Annotated in this window: 17 protein-coding genes; 11 read left to right on the top strand and 6 right to left on the bottom strand. The window is 63.2% G+C overall.

The features are described 5' to 3' along the window. The first annotated feature begins 174 nt into the window (after positions 1-174). A complete protein-coding gene (locus CXR00_RS08975; protein WP_104054176.1) occupies positions 175-1,290 on the top strand; it encodes a polysaccharide pyruvyl transferase family protein in 1,116 nt (371 codons plus the stop codon). Here CXR00_RS08975 and uvrB read toward each other — a convergent pair. After that, positions 1,287-3,377 (bottom strand): excinuclease ABC subunit UvrB, encoded by a 2,091-nt coding sequence (gene uvrB, locus CXR00_RS08970; RefSeq protein WP_104054175.1) that lies wholly within the window; start codon positions 3,375-3,377, stop codon positions 1,287-1,289. The two genes, CXR00_RS08975 and uvrB, sit on opposite strands and share 4 nt — an antisense overlap. Positions 3,378-3,467: 90 nt before the next feature. Further along, on the bottom strand, positions 3,468-4,088 hold the full coding sequence (gene coaE, locus CXR00_RS08965; RefSeq protein WP_104054174.1) for a dephospho-CoA kinase: 621 nt from the start codon (positions 4,086-4,088) through the stop codon (positions 3,468-3,470). A gap of 93 nt (positions 4,089-4,181) precedes the next feature. Between coaE and CXR00_RS08960 the strand changes: the two genes are divergently transcribed. From CXR00_RS08960 to CXR00_RS08950, 3 genes are all read left to right on the top strand, one after another. Then, positions 4,182-4,856, top strand: coding sequence for a YigZ family protein (locus tag CXR00_RS08960; protein ID WP_104054173.1), 675 nt, complete (start codon positions 4,182-4,184; stop codon positions 4,854-4,856). Continuing rightward, positions 4,841-6,022 carry a methyltransferase gene (locus tag CXR00_RS08955; RefSeq protein WP_104054172.1) on the top strand — a complete coding sequence of 394 codons (1,182 nt, stop codon included), beginning with the start codon at positions 4,841-4,843 and terminating at the stop codon, positions 6,020-6,022. The genes CXR00_RS08960 and CXR00_RS08955 overlap by 16 nt, the downstream gene beginning before the upstream one ends. 1,073 nt (positions 6,023-7,095) lie before the next feature. After that, entirely contained in the window at positions 7,096-7,731 is a 636-nt protein-coding gene (locus CXR00_RS08950; RefSeq protein ID WP_146068469.1) for a hypothetical protein, read from the top strand. Positions 7,732-7,775: 44 nt separating this feature from the next. Here the strand turns inward: CXR00_RS08950 and CXR00_RS08945 are convergent, their stop codons facing one another. Beyond that, entirely contained in the window at positions 7,776-8,999 is a 1,224-nt protein-coding gene (locus CXR00_RS08945; RefSeq protein ID WP_219815994.1) for an MFS transporter, read from the bottom strand. 166 nt (positions 9,000-9,165) lie between these two features. Here CXR00_RS08945 and CXR00_RS18030 point away from each other — a divergent pair, with 166 nt between their 5' ends. The 7 genes from CXR00_RS18030 (at position 9,166) to CXR00_RS08915 (ending at position 17,038) form a co-directional block, all read left to right on the top strand. Continuing rightward, positions 9,166-9,651, top strand: coding sequence for a hypothetical protein (locus tag CXR00_RS18030; protein ID WP_146068468.1), 486 nt, complete (start codon positions 9,166-9,168; stop codon positions 9,649-9,651). Between the two features lie 436 nt (positions 9,652-10,087). Beyond that, positions 10,088-11,407 carry an ABC transporter substrate-binding protein gene (locus CXR00_RS08940; RefSeq protein ID WP_104054169.1) on the top strand — a complete coding sequence of 440 codons (1,320 nt, stop codon included), beginning with the start codon at positions 10,088-10,090 and terminating at the stop codon, positions 11,405-11,407. Between the two features lie 63 nt (positions 11,408-11,470). Continuing rightward, positions 11,471-12,478 (top strand): carbohydrate ABC transporter permease, encoded by a 1,008-nt coding sequence (locus CXR00_RS08935; protein ID WP_104054168.1) that lies wholly within the window; start codon positions 11,471-11,473, stop codon positions 12,476-12,478. Beyond that, a complete protein-coding gene (locus CXR00_RS08930) occupies positions 12,475-13,383 on the top strand; it encodes a carbohydrate ABC transporter permease (RefSeq protein ID WP_104054167.1) in 909 nt (302 codons plus the stop codon). Before CXR00_RS08935 ends, CXR00_RS08930 begins: the two co-directional genes overlap by 4 nt. Continuing rightward, positions 13,383-14,831, top strand: coding sequence for a GH1 family beta-glucosidase (locus CXR00_RS08925; RefSeq protein ID WP_104054166.1), 1,449 nt, complete (start codon positions 13,383-13,385; stop codon positions 14,829-14,831). The genes CXR00_RS08930 and CXR00_RS08925 overlap by 1 nt, the downstream gene beginning before the upstream one ends. 114 nt (positions 14,832-14,945) lie before the next feature. Further along, complete coding sequence (locus CXR00_RS08920) at positions 14,946-15,920, top strand: LacI family DNA-binding transcriptional regulator (RefSeq protein WP_104054813.1); 975 nt, start codon at positions 14,946-14,948, stop codon at positions 15,918-15,920. A 53-nt stretch (positions 15,921-15,973) separates the two neighbouring features. Continuing rightward, positions 15,974-17,038, top strand: coding sequence for a Gfo/Idh/MocA family protein (locus CXR00_RS08915; RefSeq protein ID WP_104054812.1), 1,065 nt, complete (start codon positions 15,974-15,976; stop codon positions 17,036-17,038). Positions 17,039-17,123: 85 nt separating this feature from the next. On the opposite strand, the gene rpsA is transcribed toward CXR00_RS08915, so the two are convergent. From rpsA to polA, 3 genes are all read right to left on the bottom strand, one after another. Next, positions 17,124-18,596 carry a 30S ribosomal protein S1 gene (rpsA, locus tag CXR00_RS08910; RefSeq protein ID WP_104054165.1) on the bottom strand — a complete coding sequence of 491 codons (1,473 nt, stop codon included), beginning with the start codon at positions 18,594-18,596 and terminating at the stop codon, positions 17,124-17,126. A gap of 220 nt (positions 18,597-18,816) precedes the next feature. Continuing rightward, entirely contained in the window at positions 18,817-20,112 is a 1,296-nt protein-coding gene (locus CXR00_RS08905) for a GNAT family N-acetyltransferase (protein ID WP_181032511.1), read from the bottom strand. A gap of 77 nt (positions 20,113-20,189) precedes the next feature. Then, entirely contained in the window at positions 20,190-22,823 is a 2,634-nt protein-coding gene (gene polA / locus CXR00_RS08900; RefSeq protein WP_258060418.1) for a DNA polymerase I, read from the bottom strand. Positions 22,824-22,895 lie beyond the last annotated feature (72 nt).

Raw genomic sequence — 22,895 nt, 5'->3', positions numbered from 1 at the left:
GCTGCACCCGGCGGGACGATGACGCCCCGCGTGCTGACGGGTACAGCGACAAAGGATACTCCCCTGCGCCGCCCAAGAAGTCTACCGCAGCACCTGCCGGTTGCACCCGTTGGATAACCGGACTCAGCGGCGGCAATCCGGCGTTCCCGGACCAAGTGGCGCTACGTTGATGGCATGAGCACTGGGTCTGAACACTATTTGGTGGGCACCGCTGGAAACCCCAACTTCGGTGATGAGTTCATTACAGCCTCCTGGCTTCGCTTCCTGGCCGTGAACGCCCCCGACGCCGTTGTGTGGCTGGACTGCCCCCAACCGGGTGCGGCCTCTTTGCTGTTTGAAGGCCTGCACCCGGGGTTGCGTATCACCGACACCCTCTGGCGTGCTGTCCGCGACTCAGACGGACTCCCACCCGCCGAAGTAGGCCGGCGGGTCCATCACCTGGTGCACCGCCTTGGTTCACCCAACTACGACATGGGACTGGTGAGGCTGCGGCAGGCAAGCTCCCTGCACCTGCTCGGCGGAGGTTATGTCAATGGCGTGTGGCCGCACCACGCAGCTCTGGTCAGCGGCATGAAAGCCGTTAAGGAACTGACGGGCGCCAGGCTGTACGCGACCGGGCAGGGCCTGATGCCTCTGATTGGCACCCCTCAGGAAGCCGCCGGGCTTTTTCAGGGATTTGACCATGTAACGGTGCGCGACGCCGAAAGCGCGGAGGCCTATTCGCTGAACATCGGCCTCGATGATGCTTTCCTCGGTATACGTGCTGATGCCCAGCGGCCCGCCCGCGGTCCGGCAGCCACGAATGTCTGCATCCAAAGCGACATGATTGACGCCGGCCGGTTCAGCCAGATAGTGGCTGCCGTCCGCCTCCAGGTCCAGGCCGCCCTGTCCCAGGGCAGACTGGTCAACTACTTGGAGGCCATCCCGGGGGTTGACCGGCCCGCGTACGATCAGCTTTCCGATCTGATTGCCGAAGAGAATTTCTTTCCCTTCACACGGGTGTGGGAAGAAGGTGTCCCGGCGGGGCCGGACCAGTCGTGGCTCACCACCCGGTTTCACTTCCATCTGCTCGCATCGGCAGGTGGCTCACCCGGGATCGCCTATGCCGCCCGCGAGGGATACTACGACGTGAAACACACGTCGCTGACCCGATTGGGGAGCGGCTGGGCCCTTGACACCCCGGCTTCGCCGGCAGGCGCGGTTCCCCCGGGGAGCACGACTCTTCGCACCAATCTGGACACTTTCACCGGGGTGAAGCTCGCTGAGGCGCGGCACCTCTATCCTTTTTAGGCGTGCCCGGCGTTCTGCATCTGGCGCAGCTCCTTCTTGAGATCGCCCACTTCATCGCGAAGCCGTGCCGCCAGTTCAAACTGCAGTTCCGCTGCGGCGGCGTGCATCTGCTCGGTCATGGATGCGATTAGTCCGGCCAGATCCTCCGCGGGAGCAGCCGCCAAACCGTCCTTCCGGATGCCGCCCTTGCCCTTGCCGGTGGTCTTGCGGTTCTTCTTGTCGACCGCCTCAGCCAGCAGTGCCCTGGTGTCAGCGTCCTCGCGGGCCAGGGAGTCCGTAATGTCCGCGATCTTCTTGCGCAGCGGCTGGGGGTCCACCCCGTGGTCCTCGTTGTACTTCACCTGGATGGCACGGCGGCGGTTCGTTTCATCGATGGCCTTCGCCATGGAATCGGTGATCCGGTCGGCGTACATGTGAACCTCACCGGAGACGTTGCGGGCGGCACGGCCGATGGTCTGGATCAGCGAGGTGGAGGAACGCAGGAAGCCTTCCTTGTCGGCGTCGAGGATGGACACCAGCGACACTTCGGGAAGGTCCAAACCTTCACGCAGCAGGTTAATGCCCACCAGTACGTCGAAGGTGCCCATCCGCAGTTCACGCAACAGCTCCACGCGGCGCAGGGTATCGACGTCGGAGTGCAGGTATTCCACCTTGACCCCGTGCTCCATCAGGTAACCCGTCAGGTCCTCGGCCATCCGCTTGGTCAGCGTGGTGACCAGCACGCGCTCGTTGCGTTCAGTCCGGGTGCGGATCTCCCCCAGCAGATCATCAATCTGGCCCTTGCTGGGCTTCACGATCACCTGCGGATCCACCAGACCGGTGGGACGGATAATCTGCTCAACAAAGCCGTCCGACTTGGACAGCTCGTACTTGCCCGGCGTGGCGGACATGTAGACGGTCTGGCCGATGCGCTCCAGGAACTCATCCCATTTCAGCGGCCGGTTGTCCATGGCCGACGGCAGCCGGAAGCCGTGGTCCACCAGGGTCCGCTTGCGGGACATGTCCCCTTCATACATGGCGCCGATCTGCGGAATGGTCACGTGGGACTCATCCACGACCAGCAGGAAGTCATCGGGGAAGTAGTCCAGCAGGCAGTGCGGGGCGGTGCCGGGACCGCGGCCGTCAATGTGCCGGGAATAGTTTTCGATGCCGTTGCAGAAGCCCATCTGCTGCATCATTTCCAGATCGTAGGTGGTGCGCATCCGCAGCCGCTGCGCCTCAACCAGCTTGTTCTGCGACTCCAGTTCGGCCAGCCGCACCTGCAGCTCGTCCTCAATCTGGCGGATGGCCCGGTGCATCCGGTCCTCGCCGGCCACGTAGTGCGACGCCGGGAAGACGTACATTTCCGTTTCCTCACGAATGACGTCTCCCGTGAGCGGGTGGAGGGTGTAGATGTTCTCAATCTCGTCGCCGAAGAACTCGATCCGCAGTGCGTTTTCCTCGTACATCGGAATGATCTCGACGGTGTCGCCGCGGACCCGGAACGTGCCGCGGTGGAAGTCCATGTCGTTGCGGGCGTACTGCATATTGACGAACCGGCGCAGCAGGTCATCGCGGTTCATCTGCTGGCCCTTGCGCAGCGTGACCATGGCTTCGATGTACTCTTCAGGGGTTCCCAGGCCGTAGATGCAGGACACCGTGGCCACCACAATGACGTCGCGGCGGGTCAGCAGCGCGTTGGTGGCGGAGTGCCGCAGCCGTTCCACTTCCTCGTTGATGGAGGAGTCCTTCTCAATAAAAGTGTCCGTCTGCGGAACGTAGGCTTCGGGCTGGTAGTAGTCGTAGTAGGAGACGAAGTACTCCACCGCGTTGTTGGGCAGCAGTTCACGAAACTCGTTGGCCAGCTGCGCGGCGAGGGTCTTGTTCTGGACCATGATGAGCGTGGGCCGCTGGACCTGCTCCACCAGCCAGGCCGCCGTCGCGCTCTTACCGGTACCGGTGGCACCGAGGAGGACCACATCCTTTTCGCCGGCCTTGATCCGCTCGGCGAGTTCCTTGATGGCGGTGGGCTGGTCGCCCGCGGGCGAGTAATCGCTGATTACTTCAAAGGGGGCAACGACTCTCTTGATGTCCTGCGCAAGACTCATGATTAAAAGCTACTCCGCACTGCGGTCAGGATGCGTCCGCAGTGCGTGCGGTCAGCTCAGGGCTGAACACCTCCGGGCAGCCGGAGAGCGTCAGCGCGCGGCCCGAAGCAGCTCGTCGTTCAGCGGCAGCAGCCGGGTCTCCCACAGCTGCCGCACCGCTTCAACGAGCTCATGGGCAGTTCCCTCATTAACGAGCACGACGTCGGCCGCCGCGGCACGCTCTTGAGCTGAAGCCTGCGCAGCGATCCGCGCCCGCGCCGCTTCCTCGCTCATGCCGCGGTCCGCCGCCATCCGCCGGATCCGTTCCTCCTCCGGCGCGTCGATCACCAGCACAAAGTCGAAGCTTCGGTGCTGTCCGGTTTCCACCAGCAGCGGCATGTCATGAACCACGATGGTCTCCGGCTCGGCTTCGCGTTCCAGCTCAGCCGCCCGTGCACGCACCCGGGGATGGACAATGCCGTTGAGGGTTTCCCGCCTGGCCTCATCACGAAAGACCACCGCCGCCAGCGCGGGCCGGTCCAGACGGCCTTCGCCGTCCAGGATGCCCGGCCCAAAGGCCTCGACGACGGCGGCGAGCCCCTCGGTGCCCGGCTCCACCACTTCGCGGGCCAGGGCATCGGCGTCGATGACCAGGGCACCAAGGTCGCGCAGCGTACGTGCGGCCATTGATTTTCCGGCGGCGATCCCGCCGGTCAGTCCTACTCTCAGCATGCGCCCAAGGCTACCGTGTCACAGCACCGGGCGCCGAAGGCGGGCGGAGCTTGCTGCGCAGCGTTTGAACTGAACAGCGCCTAAACTGTTGGGGTGAGTGACATCGACGCGGCGGCGGGGCGCTACACCACCATCGCCGGGGAGCACCGCTCCGAACTCGAGATCAAGCGCTCACGTTTCATCACGGTGCTGCGCCGCACCGAAACCGAAGAACAGGCCCGCGCGCTGGTCGCCGAGCTGCGCCGTGAGTTCCATGACGCCCGCCACCACTGCAGTGCCTTTGTGCTCGGGCCGGGACGTGAAGTTCAGCGTTCCAATGACGACGGCGAGCCCTCCGGCACCGCAGGCCTTCCCATGCTGGAAGCCCTGACCAAGCGGGAAACGTTTGGCGGCGCCACGGACCTCAGTGACATCACAGCGGTGACCGTCCGCTATTTCGGCGGAATCCTGCTGGGCGCCGGCGGCCTGATACGCGCCTATTCCGAGTCCGTTTCCTCCGCCCTGGCCACCGCTCCCCTGCTCCGCCGCCGCCGGATGCAGCTCTACGCGGTGCCGGCGGGACATGCCGAGGCCGGGCGGCTGGAGAATGACCTGCGCAACGCCGGGATCAGCGTCACCGGCACGGAGTACGGCGCCTCGGGGGCCACCATTACCGTGGCATTGCCGGACACCCCGGGCAGCATCGACCTCTTTTCCGAGCGCCTCGCAACCTTCACCGCCGGCAGCAGCACCCCCGAACACCTGAGAACAGAATGGATCGACCTGTGACGCACGACCCCGCCCGGCTGCTCCCCGAGGAACCGGACTTTTCCTTCGAGTCGCTGAGCCGCCGGCCCGATGTCGAGGCGGAGAACCTGCAGGCCCACGACTCCGCCGACCGCCTGCTCCTGGACACAGCGGCGGAGCGGCTGCGCGAAAACGGAAGCGCCGTCGTCGTCATTGGGGATGGGTATGGTGCACTGACCCTTGGGGCGGCTGCCGTGCACGGCGTGCGCGGCCTGCGGGTTCATCAGGATCCTTACTCGGGCGAGCTGGCGCTGGGGCGCAACGCCCGCGCTGCCGGACTGGGAGATGCCTACCGGTCCCTGCCGCTGGGCGCGGAACTGCTGACAGGGGCGCGCACGGTGCTGCTGCGCCTGCCGCGTTCGCTGGACGCCCTGGAGCAGATTGCCGCATTGATCGCCGCGTACGCCGCCCCGGACGTGGTGGTGTACGCCGGCGGCAGGCTCAAGCACATGACCACGGCCATGAACGGCGTGCTGGGGCGCTGGTTCGGCTATGTGACGGCGGGCCTGGCGCGGCAGAAGTCCCGGGTACTGACGGTGTCCGGTCCGCTGCCTGCCGCGGTGCAGCCGGCCAACCGTTTTCCGCTGGCCCAGCGGCACGACGTCGGGCTGCCGGCCCCGCTGGAGCTGAGGGCCCACGGTGCGGCCTTCGCCGGAGCAGCGCTGGACATTGGCACGCGGTTCCTGCTGCCGCACCTGGCCGGTGCGCGGCAGGCGCAGACGGCGGTGGATCTGGGCTGCGGCACCGGTGCCATCGCCGCCTATCTGGCACTGACCCGTCCGTCTCTGCGGGTCATCGCGACGGATCAGTCGGCGGCCGCCGTCGCCTCCGCAACAGCAACCATGGCCGCCAACCGCGTTGCGGACCGGGTGGAGGTTCGCCGGGATGATGCTTTGTCCGGGATGCCGGACCGCTCAGCGGAGCTGATCGTGCTGAACCCGCCGTTCCACATTGGCGCCAGCGTGCATGCCGGGATCGCTTTGAAGCTCTTTGCCGACGCCGGTCGGGTGCTCGCGCCGGGCGGGGAACTGTGGGCCGTGTGGAACAGCCATCTGACCTACAAGTCCGCCCTGACCCGGCTGGTGGGACCCACCCGCGAGGTGGCGCGCAACCCGAAGTTCACTGTCACCGTCAGTACGCGCCGCTGACGTTTATCGGCGGCCGGACGAATCCGGAGGAGCCGGCACGTCCTGTTGCGCCATCCGCACTCGCCGGCCTTACCCTGCGCTGACGTTCTTGACCTCCGCATGAGTTTCCAAATGCCTCTCTATAGCGCCGACGGCCCGGGCAGGGCCATCAAGCTCGCGCATTAGCACTCCCAGTTCTTGTGCTCGGTTTCGAAGAGGTTTGCTGGTTAGCAACTCGTTCAGGATGTCTCCAACACGGCCTTTGCGGACATCGGCTTCGGTGAAGCGCAGGGCGTTGCCGTACCGGACGCTGGCATTGCGGTCCCCGCGAAGGGGACGCCCGAAAGGCACGCGGCCTGAACCGTTCCCTCCCCACCATGCGTGATCGAGGCGTCAATGCGGCCGGCCAGTAGATGAGCCGGGACAGTGGACTCGAGATGGATGCTTGCGCCTAATGATCTCCGATCATCGTTCGAGAGACCGACGCCGCCGGCAACCAGTACGTCTACGGGAGCTGATGAAAGCTGCCGCACGACCGAAGCCAAGATCCGGGGTGATCCGGAGGATCCCATGGCGACGTATACGAGGGGCCGCGCTGACGATCTTTCGTGTGCCACGGCTGGTAGTTCAAGAGCTGGACGCGAAAAGAACGGGCCGACCAGGACATCACCATCAGTAGTGGGGTCCTCCCGCAACGCGGGAAACAGTGAGGCGATCAGGTTCACGTCTGCGGAGAAGCAAAGGGGCGTATGTAGAAAAGCGGTACACCGGCAATCCGGAAGGGATGCCGAATCCCCCGTCCCTGGTCAAGCGCCGTGACCTGATCAGCTTCGCAGTCCGACATGATCGGCAGGGTGGGGCGGACCGGTTGTCCAGCATCTTCAATCGTCGAGAGGTAACGCCGCGAGTAGATGTGGAATCTTGTTTCATGACCACGCATATCCCACCCTTTCAATGGCTTTGATTCTATTCAGGACAACTGCCTGCATTACCGGCCGGCCCGGGTGTGGCTGGTTTATCGGATTGATATCCATACGCGCTGGCCAAGAATTCCCAGGCCGATAGGGTGTGCCCATGACTTCCAGGTTTCCGTCGTGACTGTGCCACAAAAAACGGGTACTACGATCTCCAGCACCCGAACTCATCCGTCTTGGACGACGCTCGTTCTGGTGCCTGCAATATGGCTTGGCCTTTGGTATCTCACGCCAGGGCTTCTTGCCAACGGTGCCGGCAAACTATTCACCACAGATCCGGACGTGTCCATACTCATTGAGACGATCTTCGCGCTCATCATCGTCATCGTCCTGCTGCTCGCACATCCCCGGTACAACCGGGACCTCTTTGCACGCTCGTGGTCGAGGTGGCTGTACGCGCTGCCGCTCGGGCTGGCCTTCACGGTGCCGTTTCGCTACGAGCTGGAGGCACCAGTGGCGTTGTACATGTTCTGGATGATTGTCTCCGTGTTCTGGCAGAACTACCTCACCTTCGGGTTGCTGCAGTGCTATCTGCGGGAACGGCTGCCGCCAGGGGGCGTGCTCGTCGCCAGTGCGGTCATGTTCTGGCTCGGCCACGCAGTGTTCCTTCCGCAAAGCTTCGCGCCCGTTAACGTCCTACCGAGCCTGTCGATCCTTGCTCTCGGATTCGTCCTCGCATCGCTACGCCTGGCGTTGAAAACTCTTCATCTGAATCTCGCCCTCCATCTTTCCTTTTACTTCTTTCTGGTCGCATAAGAGATGAGGCCGCGGGCTCGGTGGCACGACAATCAATTCTGCGTTTACGGAACGACACCGGCGTCCATAGCGCTCACCTCGGACCGCAGCAGGAGGTGGACGGGAATGAGACCAAGGACAGCGACAGCTGCGGCGGCCCCTATCACCCACTGGACACCCACGATGTCAGCCAGAGCACCGCTGCCCAGCATCGTGGTTAAAGAAACACCCGAGTAGATAGCTCCACTCGTACCAATAACGCGACCTCTCATAGCTAACGGCGCCGTCAACAATAGCCAGGTCTGGCTCCCCACCCAGGACACCGTGAAAGGCAGCCCGGATAGAAAAAATACAATGAGTGCCATCGGGAAGGAGGGCCAGATCACCAGAATGACGATCAGGCTTTGAGCCACGGCCGCTCCGGCGACAACCGGCACGTGATAGCCAAGCCGCTTGATGACTGTTCCCATCAGCGGACCTGCCAAGACGGCCGAAACAGCGAAAGCACTGCTGGCCAGTCCCATTTCACTAGCAGTGGCGCCCACTACCCCCAGCATTAGGACGGGAAACAGAGCGGTGAGCGGCCCTTCTTTGACGGCGTCGAGGATTTGGAGAAGAACTAAACCCCTCACCCGGGGATTGCGACGCAACAGTTTTAGGTAGGTGCCGACTGGCTTTATACCCCTGGGCACTGTGCCGTCGGACACCTCGTTGTCATCCCGCGGCGGCTTCGGACGGTACCAGCGACCCAGTGTAAAGCTCAAGATAGCCGAACATGTCATGAAGACAGTCAAGCCGAGTGCGGTCCCGCTAAACCCTGCGAGAACCATAATGAAGCCACCAAGCGCCGGAGCAACAAGCCGAGTAGCATTCGATGCAAACGAATTGAGGCCATTGGCCTGAGGAAGGTTATCGGCCGACACAAAATCAGCGATCAGCACCTGTTCTGCTGGTCGATAAATCTGTTGGATGACGGCTTGCAGGAAGACCAGAAGTGCCAACCCCACCGGCGCTTCAGCAACCACGAACAAACCCATCAAAACGACCACCCGCAACGCTAGGGTGAGTTGCACCACCCGAAGCGGATTCCGGCGATCCGCCACCGTTCCGGCCACATGGCCAAAGACAAGTCCTGCTATCGCAGGAGTGGCGGCGAACACGGCGGTCCACAGGGCTGACCCGGTCAGCTGATAGATATGGACACTGAGGGCAATCCCCATCGACCAACCCACCATGGAGGAAGCGAAGTTGATCGCCCACAGCACTGAAAAACCGGGGTTTTCTCGCAAAAATCTCATATGAGGCCACCCGATTCAAAGCTTCAGCATTTCCGTGAACACTTCGTAATCTATATCTTCCCGATGGAGTCAACGCGATTACTTCAGCAGGGACCAATACAGCGCCACGGCCTTGGCCCCTGGCCCTCCATGCGACACCTCCTGCTACTTTGCGTCCATGACAACAACGGAAATCAACTCCTTTCATGAAGGCGGCACCAAGATCGGTGCACTAATCCGCCATATGTCAGAAGACCGGATTCAGACAACGCTTGCCTTCAGGGCCCAAGGCGGACCCGTCGTCTACCTGTTTCAGGAAACCCGCTTCACCACCAATGTGTTCACCTGGACCGCCTACAGGTACGTCGGTCATCTCCAGAACACCAACGTCGAAGTCCGGGCTTCGGAGCCGGCGCCACAACGAGACGCCCGCACCCCGATCCCCAGCTATGCCGCACATCTGGTGCTGACGGACTTTCTGTCCACCACCGCTCACACACGAGAGTTCCGCCAGTTCCATGAAGACAATCCTTCGACGGCAGCCTCGGCCTCTTTCGTCCGCAATGGATACGAAACCATTCAGACCCCCCCGGGGCCCGCGAGGCGCCCTAAAAATTCTCTTGGAGATCGACGGACACGAAGGGAATACGTTCTGGTGCATTGACGGAGTACCGGTGAAGTCAGACTGGCAAGGTGCCGCGTCCTACGCCACCACTGACACTAATTTCGTACTCCAGGACCTGGACGCCGAAGTTCTGTCCATAGTGAAGGAAGCCCTGACAGGACTCTAGATTAAAGGACACGCCAGACACCGCCACGGGCAGCGCCTCTGGAATCAGCCGCAGCGTTGACCGGGCCACTCGCCCCCCAAAAAAACTCCAGAGAGCGCTCTCTTGACAGTGATCGAGATCACTCCTAGAGTGAAGCGAACGTCAAGAGAGCGCTCTCTCAGCCAAGTGTGATGGCCCGGAGCGCAGAACTCTGTTCCAGCCTTTTTATGCCTTCTCCATCCCGCTTCCGTTGATCAAGCCTGCCCAGATAAGAGGCACGGTCCGCTGTTCCGGGATTGCACTGCTCTATCCGAACACAAAGGAGTGACCGTGAAGAATTTCCGATTTCCCGCAGCGGCAATTGCAGGGGCCGCTGCTGTGGCGCTGCTCGCCTCAGGCTGCGGCGGCGGCGGCGGCGACCAGGAAGCGGCAAGCGCCGAGAATCCCATCGAGCTGAGCGTTACGACGTTCGGCACCTTCGGCTACGACGACCTGTACGCCGAATACGAAGACGCCAACCCCGGCATCAAAATCAACCCCAACAACATCGACCGCGGCGAGAACGCGCGGACCGATGCCTTCACAAAGTTGTCTGCCGGGTCCGGTCTAAGCGACGTGGTTGCCATTGAAGAAGGCTGGCTCGGTTCCATCATGGAAGTGTCCGACCAGTTCGTGGACCTCAATGAATACGGAGCCGAAGACATCAAGGACAACTGGGTCGACTGGAAGTTCAAGCAGGGCACCGATTCCGAGGGCCGCGTCATTGGCTACGGCACCGACATTGGCCCCCAGGGCCTCTGCTACAACGGCAAGCTCTTCGAGGCCGCCGGGCTCCCCAGCGACCGTGAGGCGGTAGCTGAACTGTTCGGCGGTGACGACGCCACCTGGGACAAGTACTTCGAAATTGGCCAGCAGTATCACGACAAGACCGGCCTGGCCTGGTACGACCAGTCGGGCTTCGTGTGGAACTCCATGGTGAACCAGATGGAGGAGGGCTACTACACTGCCGACGGTGAGCTGAACATCGAAGACAACGCCGCCATGAAGGAACAGTTCATGCAGCTCGCCGCAGGCACGGAGGCCGGACTGTCCGCCAACGAGAAGAAGTGGGACTGGGGCAAGGGCAAGGCTTTCGCTGACGGATCCTTCGCAACCTTCGTCTGCCCGGGCTGGATGCTGGGCACCATTCAAACCCAGATGGAATCCGCAGGAGCAGGCGCGGAGGCCGGATGGGACTTCGCTGATGTCTTCCCCGGCGGAGCCTCAAACTGGGGTGGCGCCTTCCTCTCCGTTCCGGAGACTTCCGAGCACAAGGAGGAAGCGGCCAAGCTGGCTGCCTGGCTGACGGCCCCGGAGCAGCAGGTGAAGCAGTCTGCAGCAGCAAACAACTTCCCCAGCACCGTGGAGGCCCAAAAGCAGCTTGCTGAAGAGGCAGCGCCCAATGAGCTGTTCAACAACGCACCCACCGGCGCAATCCTCGCATCGCGCGCGGAGGGTGTCACAGCGCAGTTCAAGGGTCCGGAGGACTCAGTTATCCAGGACAAAGTCTTCAGCGCCGCACTGGGCCAGCTTGATGCAGGCACCACTGACGGGGAAGGCTCCTGGAACGAGGCCATGAAGCTCCTGAACGAGCTCGTAGTCAACAACTAGCAACTAGTCGAGCGGGGCCTCCGGCACTGCCGGAGGCCCCCCAGACGGACTGCGAGAATCGTCATGACCGTAACTCTCAAACGCCCCGCGCCCGCGGCGCCGCCGACCAGGGCCGTGTCCCCGTTCAGGCACCGCCTCAGCGCCTGGGACCTGAAATTCTCCCCCTACCTGTACATCTCCCCCTTCTTTCTGCTCTTTGCGCTGGTAGGCCTCTTCCCGCTGGTTTACACGTTCTGGGTGTCGCTGCATGACTGGCACCTGCTCAAGGGCCAGGGCGAGTTCGTTGGGCTGGCAAACTTCACCAACGTCCTCCAGGACAGGTTCTTCTGGAATTCGCTGGGGAACACGATGAGCATCTTCCTGCTTTCCGCTATTCCGCAGCTCATCGGTGCCCTGTTCATTGCGGCGGTGCTTGACCAGAACCTGCGGGCCAAGACGTTCTGGCGCATGAGCATCCTCCTCCCCTACGTTGTTACCCCCGTGGCCGTCGCGGTGATTTTCACCAACATGTTCGGCGAGGACCCGGGCCTGATCAACAATCTGCTGGGCAACTTCGGCATTGACCCGATTATGTGGCGAACCGATACCCTCCCGAGCCACATCGCGATCGCCACCATGGTCAACTGGCGGTGGACCGGCTACAACGCGCTGATTCTCCTGGCAGCCATGCAGGCTGTTCCCCGCGATATCTATGAGTCGGCCGCGATTGACGGAGCCGGTGCCTTCAGGCGCTTCTTCAGCATTACGCTGCCGAGCATCCGGCCCACCATGATTTTTGTCATCATTACGTCCACCATTGGCGGCCTGCAGATCTTCGCGGAACCGCGGCTCTTTGATCCGACCGATCCGGGCGGTCCGCAGCGCAACTTCCAAACCACCGTGCTCTACCTCTGGGAGATGGGCTTCCAGCGGAACAACTTCGGCAAAGCCTCCGCGATTGCCTGGCTGCTCTTTCTGATCATCGTGATCATCGGACTCATCAACTTTTCCATCTCAAAGAAGATTGCGTCCGCTGATGCCAAGAAGCCCCTCAACCGGGCCCAGCGCCGCGCCGAAGGGAAACGCAAATGAGCCTCCTCGAAAAGGGCACCGCCCGGACAGGCACCCCGGTTTCCAGCCGGCGTGCCCGGCGTCCGCTCCGCCAGCGCATTTTCGGCAACGGACTGAAGCCCGGCTATCTGACCTACGGACTGCTTCTGGCGTTCTTCCTGGGTTCCGCCTATCCGCTGTGGTGGTCTGTCGTCGTCGGCAGCCGAACCAATGAAGCCCTCGGACTGGACTGGCCCCCGCTGCTGCCGGGCGGTAACTTCTGGAACAACGTCTCAGAGGTCTTTGACACCATCCCGTTTTGGACGGCGCTCTGGAACAGCATCCTGATCTCCACGATCATCACCGTCTCGGTGGTGACCTTCTCCACGCTGGCCGGCTATGCCTTCGCCAAGCTGCGGTTCCGCGGAAACACCGTCCTCATGGTGGCGGTGGTGGCCACCATGGCCATCCCCACCCAGCTGGGCATTATTCCGCTGTTCATGGTGATGCGCACCCTCGGCTGGACCGGTGAAATCGGTGCGGTGATTATCCCCAGCCTCGTCACGGCCTTCGGCGTGTTCTTCATGCGCCAGTACCTGGTGGACGTGATCCCTGACGAACTGATCGAATCGGCACGCATGGACGGCGCCAACATGATCAGGACCTTCTGGCATGTCGCACTGCCGGCAGCCAAGCCGGCCATGGCCATCCTGAGTCTGTTCACGTTCATGATGGCCTGGACCGACTTCCTCTGGCCGCTGCTGGTTCTCAACGCCGGCAATCCGACGCTCCAGACCGCGCTAAGCCAGCTGTCGTCAGCCCGCTACGTGGACTACTCGGTGGTGCTGACCGGCGCGGTCCTGGCGACCATACCCCTGCTGGTCCTTTTTGTGGCAGCGGGCAAACAACTTATTTCCGGAATCATGCAAGGAGCAGTGAAGGGCTAATGACCAACACAACACCCTCGGGGAACAACTGGCCGGACGGCTTCATCTGGGGATCAGCCACAGCTGCAGCCCAGATTGAAGGCGCTGCCTGGACGGACGGCAAGGAAGACTCAGTTTGGGACGCCTTTGCCCGCACGCCGGGAAACACCTTGAACGGAGACACCCCCGAGACGGCCGTTGACCACTACCACCGCATGCCGGCAGACGTTGCCCTGATGAAGGATCTTGGACTGGACTCCTACCGGTTCTCCACCAGCTGGGCCCGGGTACGCCCCGGCGGCCGAAGCACCAATGCCCGGGGTCTGGACTTCTATTCCCGCCTGGTGGATGAGCTCCTGGAGGCCGGCATCCTCCCCTGGCTCACCCTCTACCACTGGGACCTGCCGCAGGAACTGGAGGAGGCAGGCGGCTGGGCCAACCGCGACACGGCCCACCGCTTCCTGGAGTACGCGGATGATGTCTATTCGGCCCTGGGCGACCGGGTGCAGCACTGGACCACCTTCAATGAGCCGTTCTGCTCTTCGCTGCTGGGTTACGGCTCCGGCGTGCATGCACCCGGGAGGCAGGAGCCCCGGGCAGCCGTCGCTGCGGTGCATCACCAGCATCTTGCCCACGGACTCGCCGTCACTCATCTGCGTGACCGGGGTGCGCAGCAGCTGGGCATCACCCTCAACCTGAGCAATGCCATCCCCAGGGATGCCTCCGATCCCGTGGACCTCGAAGCCGCCCGGCTCTTCGACTCCCTGCAAAACCGCATTTTCCTGGACCCGGTCCTGCGCGGCGCCTACCCGGAGGACTCCCTGCGGGACCTTGAACCGTTTGGGCTGCATGACGTGATTTTTCCGGGTGACATGGAGGTCATCGGCGCTCCCATCGATTTCCTGGGCGTCAACCACTACCACGATGACCTGATCAGCGGCCATCCGGACACCACGGGAGGCGACGGCCATTCAGGCGGCTCCGGCCGCCAGCCGGCATCACCGTGGATCGGTGCCGAACACATCACCTTCCCGAGCCGCGGGCTGCCCCGCACCGCGATGGACTGGGAGGTCAACCCCGACGGGCTCCGCAAGCTGCTGGTCCGGTTGGGCGAGGAATACCCAACACTGCCGCCGCTGTACGTCACGGAAAACGGCGCGGCTTACGACGACGCCGTTCTTGCGGACGGAAGTGTCCCCGATGAAGAACGCACGCAGTACATCCTGGATCACATTGCCGCCGTCGGCCGTGCCGTTGAGGCAGGGGCGGATGTCCGGGGCTACTTTGTCTGGTCCCTGCTGGACAACTTCGAATGGTCCTGGGGCTACAGCAAGCGTTTTGGGATTGTGCGGGTGGACTATGACACCCAGGCCCGCACCGTCAAGGACAGCGGCCGCGCCTACAGCCGGCACATTGCAGCCGCGCGCTCCGGGTCCCGCGCCACGCGGTCCGTGGCGCCTGTGGTCTAAGCCGACCTAAGATGGACAAACCGCCGCGGACAAACCCCTGCAGAGGGAGAACACATCTGGAGAAGACCATTGAGTGCTGAATCCGGCCAGGCCACACCTGCTCCCACCCTGGAAATGGTGGCGGCCCTGGCCGGTGTCTCCAGGGCCACGGTGTCCCGTGTGGTCAACGGCGCCCCGTCGGTTGACCCGCAACTGGCCAGTTCCGTTGAAAAGGCAGTGCGCACGCTCAATTACGTGCCCAACCGTGCGGCAAGGACCCTTGCCAGCCGCCGCACCTACACGGTGACCCTGCTCGTTCCGGAGTCTACGTCCAAGGTTTTCGCCGATCCGTTCTTCGCAACGGTCGTGGAGGGTGTGGCCCGGTATCTGAACACCACCGACTACATGCTCAACATGGTCACGTCCTCGGAAGCAAACCCGGAAAAGACCCGGCGCTATCTTATGGGCGGGAACGTGGACGGCGTCCTGGTGGTATCCCACCACACCGGCGACCATTCCTGGGCACACCTGAACGGGTCACTGCCGCTGGTGTTTGCAGGGCGGCCGCTGATCAACGCCAAGGACAGCTACTTCGTGGAGGTGGACAACGAGGAAGGGGCCGCTGCCGCCACTGCACGGCTGGTGGAAAGCGGACGGCGCCACATTGCCACCATCGCGGGGCCACAGGACATGCCTCCCGGTGTGGATCGGCTGGCGGGATGGCGGACCACTGTGCAACAAGCTGGACTGGATGACGCGCTGGTGGAGACCGGTGATTTCACCGTCACTTCCGGGGCGGCCGCCATGCGGCGGCTACTGGGCCGCGAAAAGCCGCTGGACGCGCTCTTCGCAGCCAATGACCAGATGGCAGCCGGTGCATACTCCGTCATCAAGGAACGCGGGCTCCGCATTCCGGAAGACATCGCCGTCGTCGGCTTCGATGACGACTATTACGCCACGAGCCTCAGCCCGGCCCTGACCACCATCCATCATCCAATCGCGGCACTCGGGGAGAAAATGGCCGAGCTTCTGGTGGAACTGATTGAAGGGCGGGCTGCTGAACGCATCCACCGCCTGCCCACGTCCCTGGTTGTCCGCGAATCCGCGTAGGAGCTGATCCTTTGTCCTTTCCCACCGCCACTCCTGTCACTGCGGGCCGGCGCATTGTCCGTCCCCCCTGCGCGCAGGAGGGGGCTGCCTCTCCCCTGGCCTCCACCGGCGCCCCGCTGAAATGGGCGGTGGTAGCCACGGGCAGCATTGCCGGTAAGGTTACCGCCGACCTATCCCTGCTTGAGGATTCAGTCCTGCATGCGGTGAGTTCGCGCAGCGGGCACCGCGCAGCCGAGTTCGCGGACCGGTTCGGCTTTCACACCTCGTACTCCGACGCCGACGGCGGCCCCTCCGGTTTTGAACAGATGTTCGCCGACCCGGCGGTCGACGTCGTTTACATTGCCACTCCGCACGCCCAGCACTATGAGGTTTCCAGGAGCGCCCTTGAACACGGCAAGCACGTACTGTGCGAGAAGCCGCTCACTGTCAACGCCGCTGAAGCAGCAGAGCTGATCACGATCGCCCGGGACCGGAATCTGTTCCTCATGGAAGCACTCTGGACGCGGTTCCTGCCCAGTGCAAACCGAGCCTGGGACATCTTGGCCTCCGGCGAGATCGGAGCGCCGTCCTGGGTGCAGGCCGATCTGGGCTTCCCTGCGCCGGCGGATCCGGCCGCCAGGATATGGGACCCCGCAGCCGGCGGCGGAGCACTGCTGGATCTGTCCGTCTACACCCTCACCTGGGCTCTGGGGGCGCTGGGCTGGCCTGATGGCGTTGAAGCGTCCGGAATCCTCAACGAGCACGGCGTGGACATCCAGAACGCCCTGACGCTGCGTTACGACGACGGCCGCCACGCCCAGCTCACGTCCTCGCTGGTGGCCTCGGGCCCGGGCAGTGCCACCATCGCCTGCAGCGGCGGATGGCTGAGGACGGGCGGCGGAGACCTCTATAACCCGAGCGAGCTGCACGTGAGTGGACCCGCCGGTGTGCGGGTGGAGTCATTTGAACGCGCGGGCACCGGCTATACGTATCAGCTGCGTGAGGTCACCCGCTGCATCCAGCAGGGCCTGACCGAGAGCCCCACCATGCCCCTTGCGGACACCCTGCGGACCATGGAACTGCTCGACGGCGTGCGGGCCCAGCTGGGCCTGCGCTACGCCAACGACGCACGGCAGTAGTTTCTGAACGCAAAAGCAGGCCCCCACCGAAGTGGGGGCCTGCTTTTTTTGAGCTATTTCAACCGGTTAGTTCAACCGAGGGAAATTAGTTGCCCGTGAGCTTCTCGCGCAGAGCGGCAAGTGCTTCGTCGGAAGCCAGCGTGCCGGCGCCCGTCTCAGCAACAGCCGGCTCGGAGGAGTAGCTCGTGGTGCCGGATTCGGAAGTCTCCGAAGCAGCTGCGATGTCCTCGGAAGCGTGCTGTGCAACCTGCTTCTTGTGGGCTTCCCAGCGAGCCTGGGCGTCAGCGTACTGCTGCTCCCAAGCGGCACGCTGGGTCTCGTAGCCTTCGAGCCATTCGTTGGACTCGGGGTCGAAGCCCTCCGGGTACTTGTAGTTGCCGGCTTCGTCGTACTCTGCGGCCATGCCGTACAGAGCCGGGTCGAACTCGGTGCCTTCGGGGTCTACGCCCTCGTTGGCCTGCTTCAGCGACAGGCTGATGCGGCGACGCTCGAGGTCGATGTCGATGACCTTGACGAACAGTTCGTCTCCAACGGAAACAACCTGCTCGGCCAGCTCTACGTGGCGGACTGCCAGCTCGGAGATGTGGACCAGGCCTTCGATGCCGTCTTCGACGCGGACGAACGCACCGAACGGAACCAGCTTGGTGACCTTACCCGGCACAACCTGGCCCAGGGCGTGGGTGCGGGCGAAGGTCTGCCACGGATCTTCCTGCGTAGCCTTCAGCGACAGGGAGACACGCTCGCGGTCGAGGTCAACTTCCAGAACCTCAACGGTGACTTCCTGGCCAACTTCAACGACCTCGGAGGGGTGGTCGATGTGCTTCCAGGACAGCTCGGAAACGTGGACGAGACCGTCTACGCCGCCCAGGTCCACGAATGCACCGAAGTTGACGATGGAGGAAACAACGCCCGGACGAACCTGGCCCTTTTCCAGCTTGTTGAGGAACGTGGAGCGAACCTCGGACTGCGTCTGCTCGAGCCAGGCACGGCGGGACAGAACAACGTTGTTGCGGTTCTTGTCCAGTTCGATGATCTTGGCTTCGATCTGCTGGCCGATGTACGGAGCCAGGTCGCGGACACGACGCATCTCGACGAGGGAGGCCGGCAGGAAGCCGCGCAGGCCGATGTCCAGGATGAGGCCACCCTTGACAACCTCGATGACGGTACCGGTAACGACGCCGTCTTCTTCCTTGACCTTCTCGATGTCGCCCCAGGCGCGCTCGTACTGTGCGCGCTTCTTGGAGAGAATCAGGCGGCCTTCTTTGTCTTCCTTGGTGAGAACCAAAGCTTCGACCTGATCGCCAACAGAGACAACGTCTCCGGGATCAACGTCGTGCTTGATGGAGAGCTCACGGGAAGGGATGACACCCTCGGTCTTGTAACCGATGTCGAGCAGGACCTCGTCGCGGTCAACCTTGACGACGGTACCTTCGACGAGATCGCCGTCGTTGAAGTACTTGATCGTTGCGTCAATGGCGGCGAGGAAGTCCTCGGCAGTACCGATGTCGTTGATGGCGACCTGCGGGGTACCGGACTTCTCGGTGGTGGTGATGGTCATGTAGTTGGGACTCCGATGTGGAAGTTGTTTTGTATTCCGGATGCGCTCCCACCGAACTCAGAGCAGCCGTTCAGGCCTGCCTCAAGACAGTGCTTGTTTGTCCGGAGATGGACAGAATTGGTAACTTACTGCGCAATTACGCGCCAGATCAGTCTAGCCGCAGCCTGCAACTCAGGTCAAAGCACCAGGACCACTTTATAGGAAGTAGTCGCGTTCCGGGCTAGAAATGGGTGCTGCAGTACGGTGCGGGACCGGCAGTGAAAAGAGCATCAAGGACTTCCAACGCCGCCTGACTGCCCCGTATTCCGCCGGCTGCCGCCAGCGTGGGGGCGCTGACACCGCCCAGATAGAGGGATCCCAGGGCAGCAACGTCAATTTCGGCGGCGGCGCCCGCGGGAGCGGATCCGGCCTCCACCGGACTGGCGATCGCGTTTCCGCCGTCGACGTCCAGCCGCCATACGCCGTCGGCCATTCCCAGCGGATCCCGAACGGTGAGGACAACAGTGCCCGACCCCGTGTAATGCCGGGCTTCAAGGGCCGCCTTCGTGTCCAGGACGCGAAGCCACAGGACGTCATCCACGCTGGTGACGGAGTACCGGCGGCGGTCCGCCAGCATCCAGGGCAGCGGATCAGCGACGGGTGCCGCATCAAAGGTCAGCCGGTCCACCAGGTCGATGGAGCCCAGATAGCGCCAGAGTTCACGGTAGGCGTCGTCGCTTGCCGCCACCAGATCGGTCACCTTTACTGTGTGCGGCTCGGTCCGCCAGCCCAGGGACTTGTAGGTGGCGTAGCCGTCCGGGACGCCGTTGGCGTTGTAATGAAGAACACCGCGCAAAGCCTTGTCCGGCTCGAAGCTTTCTTCGCTCCAGGCGGCGGAAGCACGTATCCAGTAGCGGTGCTGGCGTCCCAGGGCACCGTCGGTCCGCTGCAGATGGGCACGGTAGATGTCCGGGGCCACGAACCTCAGCTTTGCGCTGTCCGCCACGGCGACACTTCCCGTGGCGGGGGAAGTGAAATCCAGCCCGCCTCGGGTATCCAGCCTGATCTCTGCGGTTGAGGTGGCAGCGCCGAACCCGAAGCGGCCGTAGATGGTCGCCTCGGAGGCCGTAAGTCCGGCCAGCGCCAGCCCCGCTTCCTTTGCCCGCTGCAGATCGCTGGTGATCATGCTGCGGAGGATTCCGCGGCGGCGGTGCGTCGACCGCACCGTCACGGCCGTGACCAGATGCGCCGGCAGCAGCCGCCCGCCGCCGACGTTCAGGTCATTCACCATCGTCGCGTAGGTGGCCACCGGTACGGCCGGGTTCCAGGCGGAGTCCGGGGCCGTGTCGTCGTAGACGGCGGTCAGGATGCGGCCGTCCCGCTGACAGGAGTCCACCTGTGCGGGGAGGTGCGTGGGATCGCCCCGTTGTTCCTGGAACCCCAGGTTGACCGCCTCGAACCAGTTGGCGGTTCGCTCGTCGTCGTTCTCCGGCGCAAAGGAGGCTGTCCGCAACCCGCTGCCCAACCCGCTGCTCACTGCCGCATCCTGCATTATGTTCCCCCAGTTGAGTTCGTCAGTTGAGTTCGCGCTTGGTGCGCTTTGCTTGGTGCGCTTTAGTGGCCCGCCTCGTGCCAGCTGACGCCGACGCCCACGGAGACGTCCAACGGAACGGACAGATCCGCTGCCGAGCCCATCTGCTCCCGGACCAGCTTCTCCACAGCGTCCCGTTCACCGGGGGCCACTTCGAGCACCAGTTCATCATGGACCTGCAGCAGCATGCGGGACTTCAGGCCCTGGGTCTTCAGCTCCGTGTCGACTCCGAGCATGGCTTTCTTGATGATGTCCGCAGCAGAGCCCTGGATGGGCGCGTTCAGGGCGGCGCGTTCTGCCATTTCGCGCAGCTGCCGGTTGTCGCTGGAGAGGTCCGGCAGATAGCGGCGGCGGCCTTCGATGGTAGAGGTGAAGCCGTCCTTGCGGGCCTGCTCGACGACGCCGCGCAGGTAGTCGCGCACCGCCCCGAACCGGCTGAAGTAGTCGCGCATCAGGGTGCGGGCTTCATCCACCGGAATGGCGAGCTGCTTGGACAGGCCGAAGGAGCTCAACCCGTAGACCAGGCCATAGGACATGGCCTTGACCTTGGAGCGCATGGCGCTGGTGACTTCCTCAGGCGGGACCCCGAAGATGTGCGAGCCGACAAAACGGTGCAGGTCCTCCCCCGCCTGGAACGCTGCGATCAGCCCTTCATCACCGGACAGGTGCGCCATGATGCGCATTTCCACCTGGGAGTAATCGGCGGTGAGGAGGGTTTCATACCCCTCACCCACGGTGAAGACTTCCCGAATCCGGCGGCCTTCTTCGGACCGGATGGGAATGTTCTGCAGGTTCGGGTTGGTGGAGGACAGCCGTCCGGTGGCGGCCGCAGTTTGGACATACGTGGTGTGCACGCGTCCGTCGTCGGACACGGCCTTCCGCAGGCCCTCGACGGTCTGGCGCAGCTTAGTGGCGTCGCGGTAGGCCATCAGGTTGGCCAGGAACGGATGTCCGCCGGTCTTGATAATCAGATCGGAGAGGGCATCAGCATCGGTGGAGTAGCCGGTCTTGATCTTTTTGGTCTTGGGCAGTCCGAGTTCATCGAAGAGCACCACCTGCAGCTGCTTGGGCGAACCGAGGTTGATTTCCTTGCCGATGATGCTGAACGCTTCGCTGCTGGCCTGCGCGATGGTGGCGCTGAAATCGTCCAGCAGCCGGTCCAGTTTTTCGGTGGACACTGCGATGCCGGCCAGCTCCATTTCGGCCAGCACCTCAGACAGCGGCAGTTCCAGTCCGCCCAGGAGCTGGTTGGCGCCGCGGTCCACCAGCTGTCCCGCAAAGTGCTCGCTCAGCTGCAGCGCCGCAAAGGCCTGCATAACGGCCGGCGATGCAACGTCTTCTTCCTCAAGCTGCAGCTGGAGCTGGTTGGTTCCGGGAGCGGACGGAGTCAGGGACATCCGCAGGTGGTGCTGGCTCAGGTCCGCCAGGTCATAGCTGCGGCGGTCCGGCTGGATCAGGTAACCGGAAATGGCGGTGTCGTCCACCTCTCCGGCCAGATGCAGTCCGCGCGCGGCCAGTGCCTTGTAGCTCTCCTTGAAATCGTGGACCACCTTGGGGGCATCCAGATCCGCCAGCCAGCCGGCAAGCACCTGCTCAGTGTCGGCGTCGATCTCCGTTAGCGGGATATAAGCGGCCGCATTGGCGGTAACCAAAGCCAGTCCGACGACGTCGCGCCCTGCCGCCGCACCCTCGGTGACCAGCTGCACGGCGGTCTTGGCCTGGTTGGTGGAGTCGATCCATGCCTTCAGTGCGGGAGCATCCGTGATCACCACGTGCTCCGGAGGCAGCAGTTCGTTCCCGGCGGAGGTGGTTTCCTCCTCGCCGTAAACGTCGAAGAGGCGCTTGCGGAGCGCGTTGAACTGCAGGGCATCAAAAAGGTCTTCGATGGCTTCGCGGTCGGGGCGCTGGGCCGCCATGGCGTCCAGGTCCACCGGCAGGTCCAGATCCCGCAGCAGGCGGTTCAGGCGGCGGTTGCGCTTGACGTCCTCAATGTTGGCGCGGAGGGAGTCCCCCACTTTGCCCTTGATGCTGTCCAGGTTTTCGAGAATGCCCTCGAGTCCGCCGTACTGCTTGATCCACTTGGCAGCGGTCTTGGGGCCCACCCCGGGCACGCCGGGAAGGTTGTCTGCGGATTCCCCCACCAGAGCAGCGAGGTCCGAATATTTATCCGGCGGGACCAGGTACTTTGCCTCGACTGCGGCAGCGTCCATGCGCGGCAGGTCGGAGACACCCTTCTTGGGATAGAAAACGGTGACGCGGTCATCCACAAGCTGGAAGGCGTCGCGGTCTCCGGACACCACCATGACGTCCCAGTTCCGGGCCGAGGCCTTTTCCGCCAGCGTGGCCAGGATGTCGTCTGCCTCGTAGCCGTCCATGGAAAGGGTGGGGATGCGCATGGCTTCCATGACCTTGATGATCAGGTCTATCTGGCCGTGAAACTCCTCAGGAGTCTTGTTGCGTCCACCTTTGTATTCCGTGTACTCCTCGGAACGGAAGGTGGGGGTGTCGAGGTCGAAGGCCACCGCCACGTGGGTGGGCTTCTCCTCCTTGATGAGGTTGATGAGCATGGAGGTGAACCCGTACACCGCGTTGGTGTGCTGACCGGTGTCAGTGGAGAAGTTTTCCGCCGGCAGGGCGTAGAAGGCGCGGAAGGCCATCGAATGGCCGTCGATCACCAACAGCCTGCTGTGTCCCCCGGCAGAAACGGTTCCGAGCGTTTCCTGGACGGC

It is taken from the genome of Arthrobacter sp. 9E16, from assembly GCF_002929435.1.
Classification (GTDB): Bacteria; Actinomycetota; Actinomycetes; order Actinomycetales; family Micrococcaceae; genus Arthrobacter_B; species Arthrobacter_B sunyaminii.
This window is presented reverse-complemented; position numbering and strand designations above follow the sequence as displayed.

Bases quoted from the DNA above. Each gene is read 5' to 3' on its own strand.
- coaE (WP_104054174.1), bottom strand. From the start codon at position 4,088: ATGCTGAGAGTAGGACTGACCGGCGGGATCGCCGCCGGAAAATCAATG.
- CXR00_RS08955 (WP_104054172.1), top strand. From the start codon at position 4,841: ATGGATCGACCTGTGACGCACGACCCCGCCCGGCTGCTCCCCGAGGAA.
- polA (WP_258060418.1), bottom strand. From the start codon at position 22,823: ATGGCCTTCCGCGCCTTCTACGCCCTGCCGGCGGAAAACTTCTCCACT.
- uvrB (WP_104054175.1), bottom strand. From the start codon at position 3,377: ATGAGTCTTGCGCAGGACATCAAGAGAGTCGTTGCCCCCTTTGAAGTA.
- CXR00_RS08920 (WP_104054813.1), top strand. From the start codon at position 14,946: ATGGTGGCGGCCCTGGCCGGTGTCTCCAGGGCCACGGTGTCCCGTGTG.
- CXR00_RS18030 (WP_146068468.1), top strand. From the start codon at position 9,166: ATGACAACAACGGAAATCAACTCCTTTCATGAAGGCGGCACCAAGATC.
- rpsA (WP_104054165.1), bottom strand. From the start codon at position 18,596: ATGACCATCACCACCACCGAGAAGTCCGGTACCCCGCAGGTCGCCATC.
- CXR00_RS08930 (WP_104054167.1), top strand. From the start codon at position 12,475: ATGAGCCTCCTCGAAAAGGGCACCGCCCGGACAGGCACCCCGGTTTCC.
- CXR00_RS08935 (WP_104054168.1), top strand. From the start codon at position 11,471: ATGACCGTAACTCTCAAACGCCCCGCGCCCGCGGCGCCGCCGACCAGG.
- CXR00_RS08975 (WP_104054176.1), top strand. From the start codon at position 175: ATGAGCACTGGGTCTGAACACTATTTGGTGGGCACCGCTGGAAACCCC.
- CXR00_RS08925 (WP_104054166.1), top strand. From the start codon at position 13,383: ATGACCAACACAACACCCTCGGGGAACAACTGGCCGGACGGCTTCATC.